This window comes from Streptomyces phyllanthi (assembly GCF_009377205.1).
GTDB classification, from domain to species: domain Bacteria; phylum Actinomycetota; class Actinomycetes; order Streptomycetales; family Streptomycetaceae; genus Streptomyces; species Streptomyces phyllanthi.
On sequence record NZ_VJZE01000199.1, the window covers coordinates 1 to 15,233 of the forward strand.

The 15,233-nt window shown below is 73.1% G+C and carries 12 protein-coding genes; 9 read left to right on the forward strand and 3 right to left on the reverse strand.

What is annotated here, in order from left to right; genetic code table 11:
• From FNH04_RS25230 to lpdA, 6 genes are all read left to right on the forward strand, one after another.
• On the forward strand, positions 1-1,705 hold a 1,705-nt coding region (locus FNH04_RS25230), incomplete at its 5' end, for a fatty acyl-AMP ligase (protein WP_152787991.1).
• Positions 1,706-1,710: 5 nt separating this feature from the next.
• Positions 1,711-5,697, forward strand: a complete 3,987-nt coding sequence (locus FNH04_RS25235) for a type I polyketide synthase (RefSeq protein WP_152787993.1) — start codon at positions 1,711-1,713, stop codon at positions 5,695-5,697.
• Positions 5,698-5,747: 50 nt separating this feature from the next.
• Positions 5,748-6,713, forward strand: a complete 966-nt coding sequence (locus tag FNH04_RS25240; RefSeq protein ID WP_152787995.1) for an alpha/beta hydrolase — start codon at positions 5,748-5,750, stop codon at positions 6,711-6,713.
• A gap of 34 nt (positions 6,714-6,747) precedes the next feature.
• Complete coding sequence (ccrA, locus tag FNH04_RS25245; protein WP_152787997.1) at positions 6,748-8,058, forward strand: crotonyl-CoA carboxylase/reductase; 1,311 nt, start codon at positions 6,748-6,750, stop codon at positions 8,056-8,058.
• Between the two features lie 99 nt (positions 8,059-8,157).
• Positions 8,158-8,550 (forward strand): VOC family protein, encoded by a 393-nt coding sequence (locus tag FNH04_RS25250; protein WP_152787999.1) that lies wholly within the window; start codon positions 8,158-8,160, stop codon positions 8,548-8,550.
• 101 nt (positions 8,551-8,651) lie between these two features.
• Positions 8,652-10,049: a dihydrolipoyl dehydrogenase gene (lpdA, locus tag FNH04_RS25255; protein ID WP_322723808.1), complete on the forward strand. Its 1,398-nt coding sequence runs from the start codon at positions 8,652-8,654 to the stop codon at positions 10,047-10,049.
• A gap of 44 nt (positions 10,050-10,093) precedes the next feature.
• Here the strand turns inward: lpdA and FNH04_RS25260 are convergent, their stop codons facing one another.
• Together FNH04_RS25260 and FNH04_RS25265 are read right to left on the reverse strand one after the other, a co-directional pair.
• Positions 10,094-10,393, reverse strand: coding sequence for a DUF4235 domain-containing protein (locus tag FNH04_RS25260; RefSeq protein ID WP_322723809.1), 300 nt, complete (start codon positions 10,391-10,393; stop codon positions 10,094-10,096).
• A 47-nt stretch (positions 10,394-10,440) separates the two neighbouring features.
• The gene (locus FNH04_RS25265; RefSeq protein ID WP_152788005.1) at positions 10,441-11,457 is read right to left on the reverse strand and encodes a glutathione S-transferase family protein; all 1,017 of its coding nucleotides are present in this window, start codon (positions 11,455-11,457) and stop codon (positions 10,441-10,443) included.
• Between the two features lie 97 nt (positions 11,458-11,554).
• Here FNH04_RS25265 and FNH04_RS25270 point away from each other — a divergent pair, with 97 nt between their 5' ends.
• The gene (locus tag FNH04_RS25270) at positions 11,555-12,655 is read left to right on the forward strand and encodes a cation diffusion facilitator family transporter (protein ID WP_152788007.1); all 1,101 of its coding nucleotides are present in this window, start codon (positions 11,555-11,557) and stop codon (positions 12,653-12,655) included.
• Positions 12,656-12,710: 55 nt separating this feature from the next.
• Here the strand turns inward: FNH04_RS25270 and FNH04_RS25275 are convergent, their stop codons facing one another.
• The gene (locus FNH04_RS25275) at positions 12,711-13,160 is read right to left on the reverse strand and encodes a nitroreductase family deazaflavin-dependent oxidoreductase (RefSeq protein WP_152788009.1); all 450 of its coding nucleotides are present in this window, start codon (positions 13,158-13,160) and stop codon (positions 12,711-12,713) included.
• A 258-nt stretch (positions 13,161-13,418) separates the two neighbouring features.
• Here FNH04_RS25275 and FNH04_RS25280 point away from each other — a divergent pair, with 258 nt between their 5' ends.
• Together FNH04_RS25280 and FNH04_RS25285 are read left to right on the forward strand one after the other, a co-directional pair.
• Positions 13,419-13,850, forward strand: a complete 432-nt coding sequence (locus tag FNH04_RS25280) for a nuclear transport factor 2 family protein (RefSeq protein WP_152788011.1) — start codon at positions 13,419-13,421, stop codon at positions 13,848-13,850.
• A 109-nt stretch (positions 13,851-13,959) separates the two neighbouring features.
• Complete coding sequence (locus FNH04_RS25285) at positions 13,960-15,168, forward strand: MFS transporter (RefSeq protein ID WP_322723811.1); 1,209 nt, start codon at positions 13,960-13,962, stop codon at positions 15,166-15,168.
• Positions 15,169-15,233: the final 65 nt, after the last annotated feature.

A 15,233-nucleotide genomic window follows, 5' to 3' on the forward strand; every position in this document is an offset into this window, starting at 1 on the left:
GCACTGGTCCCGCCAACAGCCGCTGCAACGTGCCCTCACTCACGTCGGCTTCCCCGCCCCCGACTCCCCGGGAGTGCACCGCACGCTCGGCTGGCGGGCCCTGGACGCCCGCGCCCGCGCCGTCGCCCACCACCTCGCGACCGTCACCTCACCCGGTGACCGCGCGGCCCTCGTCCTGCCCCAGGGCCTCGACTACGTGGCGGCGTTCCTCGGCTGCCTGTACGCACGGGTGATCGCCGTACCCCTCTTCGGCCCCCAGCTCCGCGGGCACGACGGCAGACTCGCGGCCGTCCTCGCCGACTGCGAACCCGCCTGCCTGCTCGCCGACACGGCGACCGCGGACCCGGTACGGGACTTCGTACGCGGCCAGGGCCTCCCCAAGCCCCCGGTCGTCGCCGTCGACCAGCTCCCCGTACGGCGCCCCGGACCCGACGACCCGGGCCCCTTACCCGGCGACGCGTCACCGGGTCCCGACGACATCGCGTACCTGCAGTACACCTCCGGCTCCACCCGCACCCCCGCCGGCGTGATGATCAGCCACGCCAACGTCGTCGCCAACGCCCACCAGGCCATCGAGGCCTTCATCGCCGACCCGCGCACCGCCACCACGGTCGGCTGGCTGCCCCTCTTCCACGACATGGGCCTGGTCCTCAGCATCGCCGCACCGGTCGTCGGCGGCTTCCCGTCCGTCCTCATGGACCCCGTCGCGTTCCTGGAGGACCCCTCCCGCTGGCTGCGCCTGCTCGGCGGTTACGACGGCACGGTCAGCGCCGCGCCGAACTTCGCGTACGACTACTGCGTGGCCCGCACCGACCCGGCCCTGGCCGAGGAGCTGAACCTCGAACGCGTACGGGTGCTGATCAACGGCAGCGAGCCGGTACGCCCCGGCACGGTGGACCGCTTCCAGTCCGCCTTCGGCCCGGCCGGACTCGACCCGGTGGCCCACTGCCCGGCGTACGGGCTCGCCGAGGCGACCGTCTTCGTGACGGCGGACCGGCGCACCGCCCCGCCGACCAGGCTGGCCTGCGACCCGGACGCGCTGGCGGCCGGTCGGATCGAGGAGTCCCAGGACCCCGGGGCGGCCGTGCTCGTCTCGTGCGGTGCCCCCGTCGGGCAGGAGGTACGGATCACCGGGCCCGACGGCAGCGAACGGCCCGAGGGCCACATCGGTGAGATCCGCCTGCGCGGGCCCAACGTCGGGCTCGGCTACTGGAAACGCGACGCGGACGACACCTTCGGCGACCCCGAGGGCTGGCTGCGCACCGGCGACCTGGGCGCCCTGCACGAGGGGCGGCTCCTCGTCACCGGCCGGCTCAAGGACGTACTCGTCGTGGACGGCCGCAACCACTACCCGCAGGACATCGAGGAGACCGTCCAGACAGCCCTCCCCCTGGTCCGCAGGGACCGGCTCGCCGCGTTCGGGGTGTCCCGGCCGGACGACGCGGACGGCACCGACGGCGCGGGCGAGGAACTCGTCGTGGTCGCGGAACACCGCAGGGGGGCCCACCTCACCCCGGGCGACCGCCGGGACGCCGAGGCCACCGTGCGGAGCGCCGTGTCGGCACGGCACGGGCTGCGCCTTGGCACCCTGCTGCTGGTCCCACCGGGCACGGTGCCCAGGACGAGCAGCGGAAAAGTGTCGCGCGCCGCCAGCCGGGCCCGCTTCCTCGACGGCGGGTTCGACGGCGGGCCGGGGCCCCGGTGACCGCCATGAGCCTGACCCGGACGGAGATCCGCGCCGTGATCGTCGAGCGGCTGGGCGCCTGGTACGGGCTCGCCGCGAACGAGATCGCCGACGACCGGCCCCTGACGGAACTGGGACTCACCTCACGGGACGCGGTCGCCCTGGCCGCGCTGCTGGGAGACCGCGCCGGGCGGCGGCTGCCCAGCACGCTGCTGTGGGAGGCGGGGACGATCGACGCGCTGGCCGCGCGGCTGGGGGAGGAGCAGGCGGGAACCGCTGCCGCGGAGCCCGCGGCCCCGGCCGCCGCCGAGCGGCCCCGGACCGCTCCCCGCACGGCTCCGGACCTGGGGGACGACGACACCCGGAACGCCCCCATCGCCGTCATCGGCCTCGGCTGCCGCTTCCCCGGCGGCGCCGACTCGCCCGACGCGTACTGGCGGCTCCTCACCGAGGGCCGGGACGCCGTCGGCACGGTCCCGGAGGGGCGGTGGGAGCGGTTCCCCGGCGCGGCGGAAGCCCCCCGGCACGGTGCCTTCCTCGCCGACATCGCCGGTTTCGACGCGGAGTTCTTCGGTATCGGCGCGCACGAGGCCGCCGCCATGGACCCGCAGCACCGCATGCTCCTGGAGGTCACCCGCGAGGCGCTCGACCACGCGGCGGTCCGCGTGGCGGGCACCCGCACCGGTGTCTTCGTCGGCATCAGCGGCAACGAGTACGCCCATCTGACGAGCACCGCCCCCGACGCGTGGACCGCCACGGGCGGTGCCCTGAGCGTCGCCGCCGGCCGGCTGTCGTACGCCCTGGACCTGCGCGGACCGAGCCTGGCCGTCGACACGGCGTGCTCGTCGTCGCTCGTCGCCCTGCACCACGCGGTCCACGGCCTGCGCTCGGGCGAGTGCGACACCGCGCTCGCCGCCGGGGTGAACCTGCTGCTCACCCCGGCGGTCACGCTCGCTTTCGAGAAGACGGGCGCGCTCGCGCCCGACGGGCGCTGCAAGGCGTTCGACGCGCGCGCGGACGGGATCGTCCGGGGCGAGGGGTGCGGTGTCGTCGTCCTGAAACGGCTCGCGGACGCCGAACGCGACGGGGACCGCGTCCTGGCCGTCGTCCGCGCCACGGCGGTCAACTCCGACGGCCGCTCCAACGGCCTGACCGCCCCCAGCGCCCAGGCCCAGCGCGCCCTCCTCACCGAGGCGCACCCCGAGCCCCGGGCCGTGGACTACGTCGAGGCGCACGGCACCGGGACCGCCCTCGGCGACCCCATCGAGGCGGGCGCGCTCGGCGCGGTGCTCGGCACCGGGCGCGATCCGGACCAGCCGCTGCTCATCGGCTCCGCCAAGACCAACCTCGGCCATCTGGAGGCCGCCGCCGGGATCGCCGGGCTCATCAAGACCGTCCTGGCCCTGCACCACGGCGAGATCCCGCCCCAGCTGCACTTCACCGGCCCCGGACCGCACGCCGACCTCGACGCGCTCGGCCTGCGGGTCGTCACCTCGCGCGAACCCTGGCCCCGCTACGGCGGCACGGCGACCGCCGGAGTCTCCTCGTTCGGGTTCGGCGGCACGAACGCGCACGCCGTGCTCACGGAACACCGGCCCGCGCCAGGGCAGACACGGCAGACACGGCCGTCCCGGCCGCCGTCCCGGACCGCTCCCGCCCTGCTCCTCCTCGACGGGCCCACCCGGGACCGCGTCCGGACGTACGCGGGCGAGCTCGCCGACCGGCTGCCCGCGCGCGCCCGCGACACCGACGTGGCGTACACCCTGGCCGGACGCACCGGCCGCGGACGCCACCGGGCCGCCCTCGTCACCCGCGACCGCGCCGAGACGGCCGAGACACTGCGCCGCCTGGCCGCGGGGGAGCCGTCCCCGCACCTCGTCACGGGCGAGGGCACACACGGCGACCCCGTGTGGGTCTTCTCCGGGTACGGCTCGCAGTGGCCCGGCATGGGACGTCGACTCCTCACGGCCGAACCGGCGTTCGCGGACGCCGTCGCCCGCCTGGAGCCACTGCTGCGACGGCACGCGGACGTCTCCCTCACCGCGGGCCTCGCCCCCGACGCCGACCTCGCGTCACCCGCCGCCGTGATGCCCGTCCTGTACGGCGTCCAGGTCGCCCTCGCCGAGCTGTGGCGCTCGTACGGCCTCGCGCCCGCCGCCGTCATCGGCCACTCCCTCGGCGAGATCGCCGCGGCGGTCGTGTCGGGAGCCCTGGACGAGGAGACGGGAGCGCGGATCGTCGCCGTCCGCTCCCGGCTCCTCGACCGGCTCACGGGCGGGGCGATGGCCGTGGTGGACCGGTCGGCCGAGCAGATCCGTGCTCTGGCGGGGGACTTGGCGACCCTCGACGTGGCCGTGCACGCCTCGCCGGTGCAGAGCGTCGTCACCGGCTCGGCCGAGGACGTCGCCGGGATCGTGGCGCGGGTGACGGCCGAGGGCGGGTTCGCGCGGCCCCTGAAGGTGTCGGGCGCCGGTCACTCCGCCGAAGTCGAGCCGCTGCTGGGGGAGTTCGCCCGGGAGCTCGGTGAGGTGCGTTCCACGGCGCCCGGCTGCCGGCGCTACTCGACGGTGCTGGACGACCCGCGGGACGCGGCCGCGTACGACACCGCGTACTGGACCGCCAACCTGCGCAGGCCCGTCCGTTTCCTGCACGCCGTGCGCGCCGCCGCCGAGGACGGACACCGCGTCTTCGTCGAGGTCGCCCCGCACGCCACACAGACGCACCCCCTGACCGACACCCTGCCCGGGGACGCGCTCGTCGTGCCCACCTTGCGCAAGGACACCGACGACGCCCTCACCTTCCGCACCTCCCTCGCCACCCTCCTCGTGGGCGGAGTACCGGTGCCGGGGCTGCGCGAACGGCTCGGCGGCCGGGTCGTGGACGTACCGGCACCCCGCTGGCGGCACCGCCGCTTCTGGTTCGGGGAGCAGGCCGGGGCCGCCGCGGAGCCGGTCACCCGTCCGGCGGAACCGGGAGAACCGGCGCAGACCGGCCCCCTGCCCCGGCTGCGGAGCTGCGTGGCCGCGGTGATGGGCTACGGAGCCGACCGGCTCGACCCGGACGCCCCGCTCACCGACCTCGGCCTCGACTCGCTGACGGCCGTACGGATACGGGCCGAGGTGGAACGGGAGTTCGGCGTCACGCTCGAACCCGGCGTGATGCTGCGGCGCGGCACACTGCGGGCGGTGGCGGACCTCCTGGAGCCGTCGGAGGCCTTCCGCCGCCTCCCCGCCGGCGGCCCCGGCACCCCGCTCTTCCTCTGCCACGCGGCGGGCGGCGACTCCGACGTCTACACCCGCCTCGCCGAACGCCTCCACGGAGACCGCCCGCTGTACGGCTTCGACCGGCGGCCCGACCCCGACGACGTGCCCGGCAGGGCGGCCGAGTTCGCCCGCCGGATCCGGGAGACGGAACCCGACGGCCCCTGGATCGTGGGCGGCTGGTCGTACGGCGGTCTCGTCGCCCAGGAGACCGCCCGGCTCCTCGCCCCGCACGGCACCGTCTCCGCCCTCGTCCTCCTCGACTCGGTGCTGCCCCTGCCCCTGCCGGACGGCCTCACGTCCGCCGACGTCGAGCGGAGCCACTTCGAAGGGTTCGCCGCGTACGTGGAGCGCGCCTACGGCACCCCGCTCGTCCTCCCGTACGACGAACTCGCCGCCCTCGACGACACCGCGCGCATCGACCTCGTCCTCAAGCTCCTCGCCGAGGCCGTCGACCCGCCGCCCTCGGTGGTGGAGCACCAGCGCACCTCGTACCTCGACCTGCGCAGCGGCGAGCGGCACCGGCCGGGGCCGTATCACGGCAGGACCCTGCTGTACCGGGCGAGCGAACCCGCCCCGCACACCGTCCGCGACACCCGCTACGAGCGCGAGGACGCCGCCCTCGGCTGGGACGCGCACTGTGCTGACCTCACCGTGACCCCGCTGCCCGGCCACCACCTCGCCCTGCTCGACCCACCCGTCGTCGACACGCTGGCGCGGCTCCTGAAGCGGGACCTGAGCGACGACGGCTGACCGAACCGCCAAGGCCCATGGAACGACCGGAACGAGACGAGGACCACCCCATGCCCGTACCCCGACCCACCCGCCGCACCGTCCTCCTCGCGGCAGCCGCCGCGACCGTCACCACCGCCGTGGGCCCCACCTCCGCCGCGGGCGCGGCCACCGGCGCCCGCATCACCGGCGAGCGATGGCTGGACGCGCGGACCGTCGACCTCACGGTCGCGTCACCGTCCGTCGGCGCCTCCCTGCCAGTACGGGTCATCCTGCCGACCCGGTACGCGGCCGAGCCCACCCGCACCTGGCCCGTCCTCCACCTCCTCCAGGGGGCGCACGACGACTACACCTCCTGGACGCGGGAAACCGACATCAGCGCCTTCCTCGCCGACAAGGACGTCCTCGCCGTGATGCCGTCCTCCGGGCCCACCGGCATCCCCACCGACTGGTGGAACTACGGACGCAACCTCCCGGACTACGAGACGTTCCACGTCGACGAGGTCATGGAACTGCTGCGCACCACCTACCGGGCGGGCACCAGGCGTGTCGTCGCGGGGGTGTCGACCGGCGGCTACGGCGCGTTCGCCTTCGCCGCCCGGCGCCCCGGTGTCTTCGCCGCGGCGGCCTCGTACAGCGGCATCCTCGACACGACGGCCCCCCGCATGCCGCTCGTCATGAGCGCGATCGTCGCCCGCGAGTCCCTGATCCCGCTGACCCTCTGGGGGGCGTCGCTGCTCCAGCGCGCCAACTGGGACCAGCACAACCCCTACGCTCTGGCCGGCGCGCTCAAAGGCACCCCGCTGTACTTCTCCCAGGGCACCGGGCAGTCCGGCGGCGCCCCCGACAACCTCGAAGGGGCCCTGCTCGAAGGGACGCTGTGGGAGCAGTCGCAGCGGTTCGCCCAGCGGCTCACCGCGCTCGGCGTACCCGCCACCACCCACTTCTACAACGGCGGCGCGCACGCGTGGCCGTACTGGCAGCAGGAGTTCAGGGCGTCGTGGCCGATGCTCGCCGCGGGCCTCGGCCTGAGCTGACCGAAGGATCCGAGCCGATCGAAGGAGGACACCCATGGACCCCCTAGCCGAGGCCGTCGTGGCCGGAGCCACCGGCGCCGAACTGGAACAGCTGCCCGTGCCCGACCGGTACACCGCCGCCCACCTGCGGGAGGAGGACGTGGGCGGTTTCGCCGGGGTCGCGGACAAGGACGTCCGCAAGACGATCCATGTCGGAGCGGTACCGATGCCCGAACTCGCCCCCAACGAGGTGCTGGTGGCGGTCATGGCGAGCGGCATCAACTACAACACCGTCTGGTCGGCGATGTTCGAACCCATCCCGACCTTCACCTTCCTGAAGCACTTCGCGCAGACGGACCGCTGGGCGGCCCGGCACGACCGGCCGTTCCACGTCGTTGGCTCGGACGCGTCGGGGGTCGTGGTGCGCACCGGGTCCGGCGTCCGCAGATGGCGGGTCGGCGACCACGTCGTCGTCAGCCCCGTGTCCGTCGACGAGGAGGACCCGGCCACGCACGCCGACGGCATGATGGACGCCGGCCAGGTGGCATGGGGCTTCGAGACCAACTACGGGGGCCTCGCCCAGTACGCCGTGGTGCGCACCACGCAACTCCTGCCCAAGCCCGCCCACTTGACCTGGGAGGAGGCGGCCGCCAACCCGCTGTGCGCCGGTACGGCCTACCGCATGCTCGTCAGCGACCGGGGCGCCCGGATGACCCAGGGCGACATCGTGCTGATCTGGGGCGCGGCGGGCGGACTCGGCGCGTACGCGGTCCAGCTCGTGCGCGGCGGCGGAGGCATCGCCGTGGGTGTCGTCAGCAGTGAGACGAAGGCCGAGTACGCGCGCGGCCTCGGCTGCCACGTGGTGATCAACCGCGAGGAGATCGGCCTCACCGGCGACGCCCCGGCCGACCCGGTCGCCGTCGGCAAGCGGCTGGGCAGGCGGATCCGGTCCGAGACGGGGGAGGACCCGCACATCGTCTTCGAGCACGTCGGCCGCGCCACCTTCGGGATCTCCGTGTTCGTCGTACGGCGCGGCGGGACCGTGGTGACCTGCGGCTCCAGCACGGGCTATCAGCACGAGTTCGACAACCGCTACCTGTGGATGCGGCTGAAGCGGGTCATCGGCAGCCACGGCGCCAATCTGCACGAACAGGCCGCGGTGGGGCGGCTGCTGGACATCGGCCACCTCCAGCCCGCCCTCACCGTCACCTACCCGCTCGCGGAGACCGCGGAGGCCGCCCGGCTGGTCCAGGACAACGCCCACCTCGGCAAGGTCGGCGTCCTCGCCCTGGCACCCCGTACGGGCCTCGGAGCCACCGACCCGGAACGGCGCGAACGGCTCGCACGCGCCCAACTGTGGAGGTGAGCAGGGGCGTTCACCGACTGATTCCCCGCAACGGGGTACCCGGAGCGCACAGGCGCGGGCGGACCGCCGCCCGCGCCCGGGACCCCCGACGGAGGAGCAATGGCACTGGTACAGGCAGGAGTCGTGGTGCTGGACTGCGCCGAGCCCGAGAAGCTCGCGGCCTTCTACACGGAGCTGCTCGACGCCGAGGAGACGGACGCGAGCGCCAACCGGGTCGAGATCCGCGGAGCCGACGGCACCCGCCTCGCGTTCCGCCGCGATGTGAACGCCACCCCGCCGAGCTGGCCACGCCCCGAGAACTCCCTCCAGGCCCACCTGGACTTCCTCGTCGACGACCTCGACGAGGCGGAGCGGAAGGTCGTCTCCCTCGGCGGACGCCCCCTGGACGCGAAGGAGCCCGGCGGCGCGTTCGAGGAGCGCGGTTACGCCGACCCGGCCGGTCACTCCTTCACTGTGCGCCGCCTGCGGTCCACGGCACCCAAGCAGGGGTGAAGCCGCGAGAGGGAAGCGTTCCGGCCGTTCCGGCCCACGGCTGACGCGAGCGGGCCGGGCGGCTGTCCTACCGGAACCACGGCGGTTATAGGGTGAGCTCCGTGACCCACTTCGATGTCCTCGTTCTTGGCGCCGGCCCCGGTGGGTACGTCGCCGCTATCCGCGCCGCCCAGCTCGGAAGGTCCGTTGCCGTGGTGGAGGAGAAGTACTGGGGCGGTGTCTGCCTCAACGTCGGCTGCATCCCCTCGAAGGCTCTGCTGCGCAACGCCGAGATCGCCCACATCATCACGCACGAGAAGAAGACGTTCGGGATCAGCGGCGACGCCACGATGGACTTCGCCGCCACCCACCGGCGCAGCCGCAGCGTCGCGGAGGCCAGTGCCAAGGGCGTGCACTACCTCATGAAGAAGAACAAGATCACCGAGATCAACGGGTGGGGCACGCTGGCGGGCCCCAAGTCGGTCGACGTCAGGGACGCGAACGGCGCCACCACCTCGTACACCTGCGACAACCTCATCATCGCCACCGGCGCCCAGGTGCGGATGCTGCCGGGCATGCGCAAGAGCGCCAACGTCGTCACCTACGAGGAGCAGATCCTCGACGAGAACCTGCCGCGCTCGGTCATCATCGGCGGCTCCGGCGCGATCGGCGTCGAGTTCGCCTACGTCCTGAAGAACTTCGGCGTCGACGTGACGATCGTCGAGTTCCTCGACCGGATGGTGCCGACCGAGGACGCCGACGTCTCCAAGGAACTGCTCCGGCACTACAAGAAGCTGGGCGTCGACGTCCTCCTCTCGACCAAGGTCGAGTCGGTCGAGGACACGGGCTCGGGTGTCCGTGTCACGGTCAGCCCGGCCGCCGGCGGCGAGGCCAAGGTGCTCGAGGCCGACAAGATGCTGGCCGCGTTCGGCTTCGCGCCGCGCGTCGAGGGCTACGGCCTGGAGAACACGGGCGTCCAGCTCACCGACCGGGGCGCCATCGCGGTCGACGCCCGGGGCCGCACCAACGTCGAGGGCGTCTACGCGATCGGCGATGTCACGGGCAAGCTCATGCTCGCCCACACCGCCGAGGCGATGGGCGTCGTGGCGGCGGAGACGATCGCCGACGCGGAGACCCAGGAGATCGACTTCGACATGATCCCGCGGGCGACGTTCTGCCAGCCGCAGATCGCGTCCTTCGGCTACTCCGAGGCCCAGGCCCGCGAGCGGGGCTACGACGTGAAGGTCGCGCAGTTCCCTTTCTCCGCCAACGGCAAGGCGCGGGGCATGGCCGAGGGCGTGGGCTTCGTCAAGATCGTGGCCGACGCCAAGTACAACGAGATCATCGGCGCCCACATGATCGGACCCGAGGTCACCGAGCTGCTGCCCGCCCTCACGCTGGCCCAGATGTGGGACCTGACGGCCGACGAGGTGGCTCGCAACGTGTTCGCGCACCCGACGCTGTCGGAGGCGATGAAGGAGGCGGTCGAGGGTATCGCCGGGCACATGATCAACCTGTGAGGTCGAGCCTCTTCCGGTAGAGCACGGAGGCCGCCCGCCGGGCGTCAGTCCCGTCCGTGCGAGTCGGACGAGGGCCACACCCCCGTCGAGCGCTCGATGACCGTCGCACCCCCGCGGTCCACCGCACTGCGGACCACCGCGAAGATGGCGCCCTGGAGGGCCGCGGCCAGCAGCACCTCACCCCACTTGCGGTCCCTGTCCAGCGCGTCCGGCGCGTCGTCCTCGTGGCGGATGGCCTTCCACGTCGCGCGGAACGCCTTCCCGGCCAGGGCACCACCCACCCAGCCGAGCACGAACCCGACGGGCTTGTACGCGAGCGGGAGCTTCGTCTTCTTCTTGGCCACCTGGATCTCTCCTCTCCTCTTCACTGGTCGCGGACGCCGTGCCGGCTTCAGGGACGCCCCTGAGGCGGGACCACCTCCGACGCGCGTACCGGCCCGGGCGGGGTCCCGTCGCCGAACGGACGGCCGCCGAGGTCCTCCCGGCCGTGCGGGGAGAGCCAGCCGGACAGATCGGGGCCCAGCGGGACGATGCCGGTCGGGTTGATGCCCGTGTGCACCTGGTGGTAATGCCGCTTGATGTGGTCGAAGTCGACCGTGTCACCGAAGCCGGGCGTCTGGAAGAGGTCGCGGGCATAGGCCCACAGCACCGGATCCTCCGCCAGCTTCCAGCGGTTGCACTTGAAGTGACCGTGGTACACGGCGTCGAAGCGGACGAGCGTGGTGAACAGGCGGATGTCCGCCTCCGTGATCGTGTCACCGACCAGATAGCGCTGCCCGGCCAGCCGCTCGGAGAGCACTTCGAGGCGCCGGAACACGGCCGCGCAGGCCTCCTCGTACTCCTTCTGGCGGGTGGCGAAACCCGCCTTGTACACACCGTTGTTGACATCCTCGTAGACGCCCGCCATCACCTCGTCGATCTCCTCGCGCAGCGCGGCCGGATACAGGTCGGGCGCGCCGTCGCGGTGCAGTGCCGCCCACTCCGTGGCCAGGTCGAGGGTGATCCGCTGGTAGTCGTTGGTGACCAGCTGCCCGCTCGGCTCGTCCACGATCGCGGGCACGCTGACCCCGCCCGGATATCCGGTCTCACGGGCGTCGTACGCCTCCTTGAGGAAGCGGATGCCGAGCACCGGGTCGCGGCCGTCGGGGTCCAGGGTGAACCGCCAGCTGCGGTCGTCCTGGATCGGGTCCGCGACGGCCAGTGACAGCGCGTGGTCGAGGCCCAGCAGCCGCCGCACGATCACGGCGCGGCTCGCCCAGGGACACGCCCGGCTGACCACCAGCCGGTAGCGGCCGGGCTCCACCGGCCAGCCGTCCCGGCCGTCGGCCGTGACACGGTCCGTGAAGTGGCTCCTGGACCGCCTGAACTCCTTGTGCCCGTACGCGCTGTTCCCCTCGCCGATGGTCATGAGCCCCTTCCTTCCCGGTGTGTCGGCGGACGAGTACCCCTGGCGGACGTGGTCCGCACCTCGGTGTGAGCCCCGCCGACCGGGGCATTCGGCCGGGATGGACCGAACGGAGGAAGAGTTGCGCCCGCACGACGAGCCGTCCTGGCACGGCGGTACGCCCTCGGACGCACAACCCGCACCCGACCATGGCAGGGCACGTCGTACACGCACGACGGCCCGTGAGCGGAAGGCGCGGTCGGACCGCAGGACCCGGATCACCGTGCTGGTGGCGCTGGGGGCGAACCTCGTGATCGCCGTGGCCAAGGCGGTGGGCGGGCTGCTCGCCGGATCACCCGCGCTGCTGTCCGAGGCGGCGCACTCGGTGGCGGACAGCATGAACGAGGTGTTCCTCCTCGCCGCCCTGCGCCGCAGCCGCCGCCCCGCGGACAGCCGCCATCCCTTCGGCTACGGCAAGGAGCGCTTCTTCTGGTCGCTGCTCGCGGCCGTCGGCATCTTCGTGATGGGCGGCTGCTTCTCCTTCTTCCAGGGCGTCCAGGCCTTCACGAGCGGCGCCGAGGAGTCGTACGACGGTTATGTGGCGGGCCTGGTCGTGCTCGGCGTCGCCCTGCTGTCCGAGGGCGCCTCCCTGCTGCGCGCGCTCCACCAGGTGCACCGTCAGGGCGGCGGGGCCGACGGTCTGCGGGACCCCGCCCTGCGCACGGTCGTCGCGGAGGACGGCACCGCGGTGCTCGGGGTGACCCTCGCGATCGCCGGGATGGCCCTGCACATGGTCACGGGCCAGGTCGTCTGGGAGGCGTCCGCCTCGCTCGCGATCGGGGCGCTCCTCGTGTACGTCGCCTACTGGCTGGGCCGGGACGCCCGCGAGCAGCTCATCGGCCGGGCCGCCGACCCGGAACCGAGCCACAGGATCCGCTCGCTGCTGGAGGCACAGCCCGAGATCGACAGCGTGGAGGCGTTCCTGACCATGCAGCTCGGTCTCGACTCGATCCTGGTGGCCGCTCGCGTCGACCTGGTGCCCGGCCTCGACAGCGAGGAGGTCGAGGAGGTCGCCGTACGCATCAAGCGCTCCATCGCCCACATCGTCCCCGCGGCCGAACAGATCTTCTTCGACGTGACGGACGCGTCGGCCCGCCGGCGGAACACCACCGTCAGGACAGGAGAAAGCCCCGCCGCGACGGGGGAGCGCGGCGGGGCCTGACGTGCGGGTGCCCCGTGGGCGACGGTTCATGCGTGCCGAACCGAAGATTTTTCCGTCAGCCGCCGTCCACCGGCTCCAGCACGAAGACGGGGATCTCCCGCTCGGTCTTCTTCTGGTAGTCCGCGTACGTGGGGAACGCCGCGACCGCGCGCTTCCACCACTCGGCCTTCTCGTCCCCCGTGACCTCACGGGCCCTCATGTCCCGTCGCACCGGGCCGTCCTGGAGCTCCACATGCGGATCGGAGACGACGTTGTGGTACCAGACCGGGTGCTTGGGCGCTCCGCCCAGCGAGGCCACGGCGGCGTACCGCCCCCCGTCCTCCACGCGCATCAGCGGGGTCTTGCGGATCTTGCCACTCTTCGCGCCGCGCGTCGTCAGGACGACGACGGGAAGCCCGGTGTCCCTCAACGTCGTTCCCTCGGTTCCGCCGGAGCTCTCGTACAGCTCGACCTGCTCACGTACCCAGTCGGTCGGGCTGGGCTCGTACTCGCCCTCCAGAGGCATGGTTTCCGTCCCATCGTCGCGTACATGGTCCTTGTCAGTGTGAACAACAACCCCGCCCGTATTCATCCGCTCCGGCGGACACGGGTGGTCCGTACCGGCGTCACGGACCGGTCGAGGGTGCGTGACTTCAGGTCAACTTCCTCCTCGGTCAGGCGCGTTACCTGCCAGCTGATCGCCGCGGGCGAAGGACTCCGGCAAGGTGGTGATCGCCCCGGGGGTCGGGGCAGGTGCCGGAACCGGAAGAGGAGGGGGCGTCCGATGTCCACCCGTGCCGTGGTCGAGGAGTTGCTGCGCCGGATCGGGGAGGGCGATCCCGAGCGGATCGCCGAACTGTACGCCGAGCAGGGGGACTGGCGGCTGAGCTGGCCCGAGGGCGAGCACGGCCGTGCGGCGACCCCGTGGATCCGCCACCGGTCCACGCGGGCCGACGCCGCCGCCCACTACCGCGAACTCGCCGATCATCATGTACCCGGCGAGGCCGCCACCGGGATCGAGCGGATCCTCGTGGACGGCGCCGACGCGGTCGTCCTCGGCGTGATCCGCCAGACGGCCAAGGCGACCGGACGCCCCTACACCGCCCGGTTCGCCCTGCATCTGACGATCGAGGACGGCCTGGTCGTCCGGCACCACGTGTACGAGGACAGCCTGGCGGTGGCCCGCGCCTTCGAGCCCGCCGTCAGCTCCGGGTGATCCCCCTCAGGTAGTCCCCGTCCTCGGGTCCTGGAGGACGGGGATCTTGACGGCTCGAATGTTACCGGTAACATCGACAGCTCCGTCCACCCGAGGAGCGTGTCGCCCTGTGTCCACGGAAGCAGCACGAACGACGCAGGGCCCGGCGTCGCCCCCTGGCGCCGCGCTCTTCAGCCCGGCCGCCGTGGTCGCCTCCTGTGCGGGATTCGTGCTCATCGGCGCGCTCCAGGCGCTGTACGGCCCCGCGATCCCGGCCTTCCGCGAGGAGTTCGGGCTCTCTCCGTCGGGCGCCGGGCTGGGGCTGAGCGCCCACTTCGTCGGCGGTGTCGCCGGAGTGCTGCTCTTCGACCGCCTCTTCGGGCGTGTCGGCAACCGGCGGATCCTCGGCGTCTCGTACCTCCTGATGGCCGTCGGCGCGGCGGGCTTCGCGCTGGCGCCCAACTGGCCCGCCGGCCTGGCCGCGGCACTGCTCGCGGGCCTGGGCTTCGGCGGCATCGACTACGGCCTCAACCAGCTGTTCGCCGTCGGCTTCGGACACCGGTCGACCGCGATGCTCAACATCCTCAACGCGCACTTCGGCGTGGGCGCCATCCTCGGCCCGGCGCTGATCGGCGCGGCGGGCGCGGAGCACTACCCGGCCGTCTTCCTCGGCTTCGCCGCCGCCAACCTGCCGCTGCTGCTGTGCCTGCGGGGCGTGCGCGACCGGGCGCCCGGGCCCGCGGGCCCCGCGCCCGCGGAGGCCGGCGGGCAGGTCCTCGGGCGTAGCCTCGGCTCGGTGCTCGCCGTGTTCGTCGCGCTCTACGTGCTCCACGTGGGCATCGAGGCGGGCGTCGGCGGCTGGGAGCCGACCCACCTGGAGACGGTCGGATACGGCGCTGGGGTCGCCGCCACCGCCACCTCCGTCTACTGGCTGATGATGACCGTCGGCCGCTTCCTGGTCGCCCCGCTCGCGCTGCGGTACTCGGACCGGGCCATCGTCACCGTCTCCTGCGCGGGCATGACGGTCTGTCTGCTGCTGGCCTCGCTGCCCGGGCTCGCCCCGTACGCGTACGCGGGTGTCGGCCTGTTCATCGCGCCGATCTTCCCCACCGGCCTGCCGTGGCTCCACCGAGCGGCCCCGCGGGCCCGACGGGCGGGTGCCGTGGTCATCGCCGCGTCCATGGTGGGCGGGGTCGCGGCCGGACCGGCGCTCGGCAAGGCCATCGAGTGGTCCGGGATCCGCGCGGTCCCGCTCCTGCTGTGCGCCGTCTCCGCGCTGTGCCTGGCCGCCACGCTCTGGCTCATCCGGGCCACACGTTCCACCGCCACCACCCCCTGAACCGGAGGAGCCCGATGACACCCCCGCACGAGCCGCGCCTCCCCACGCCCTCCGTACCTCCGCAC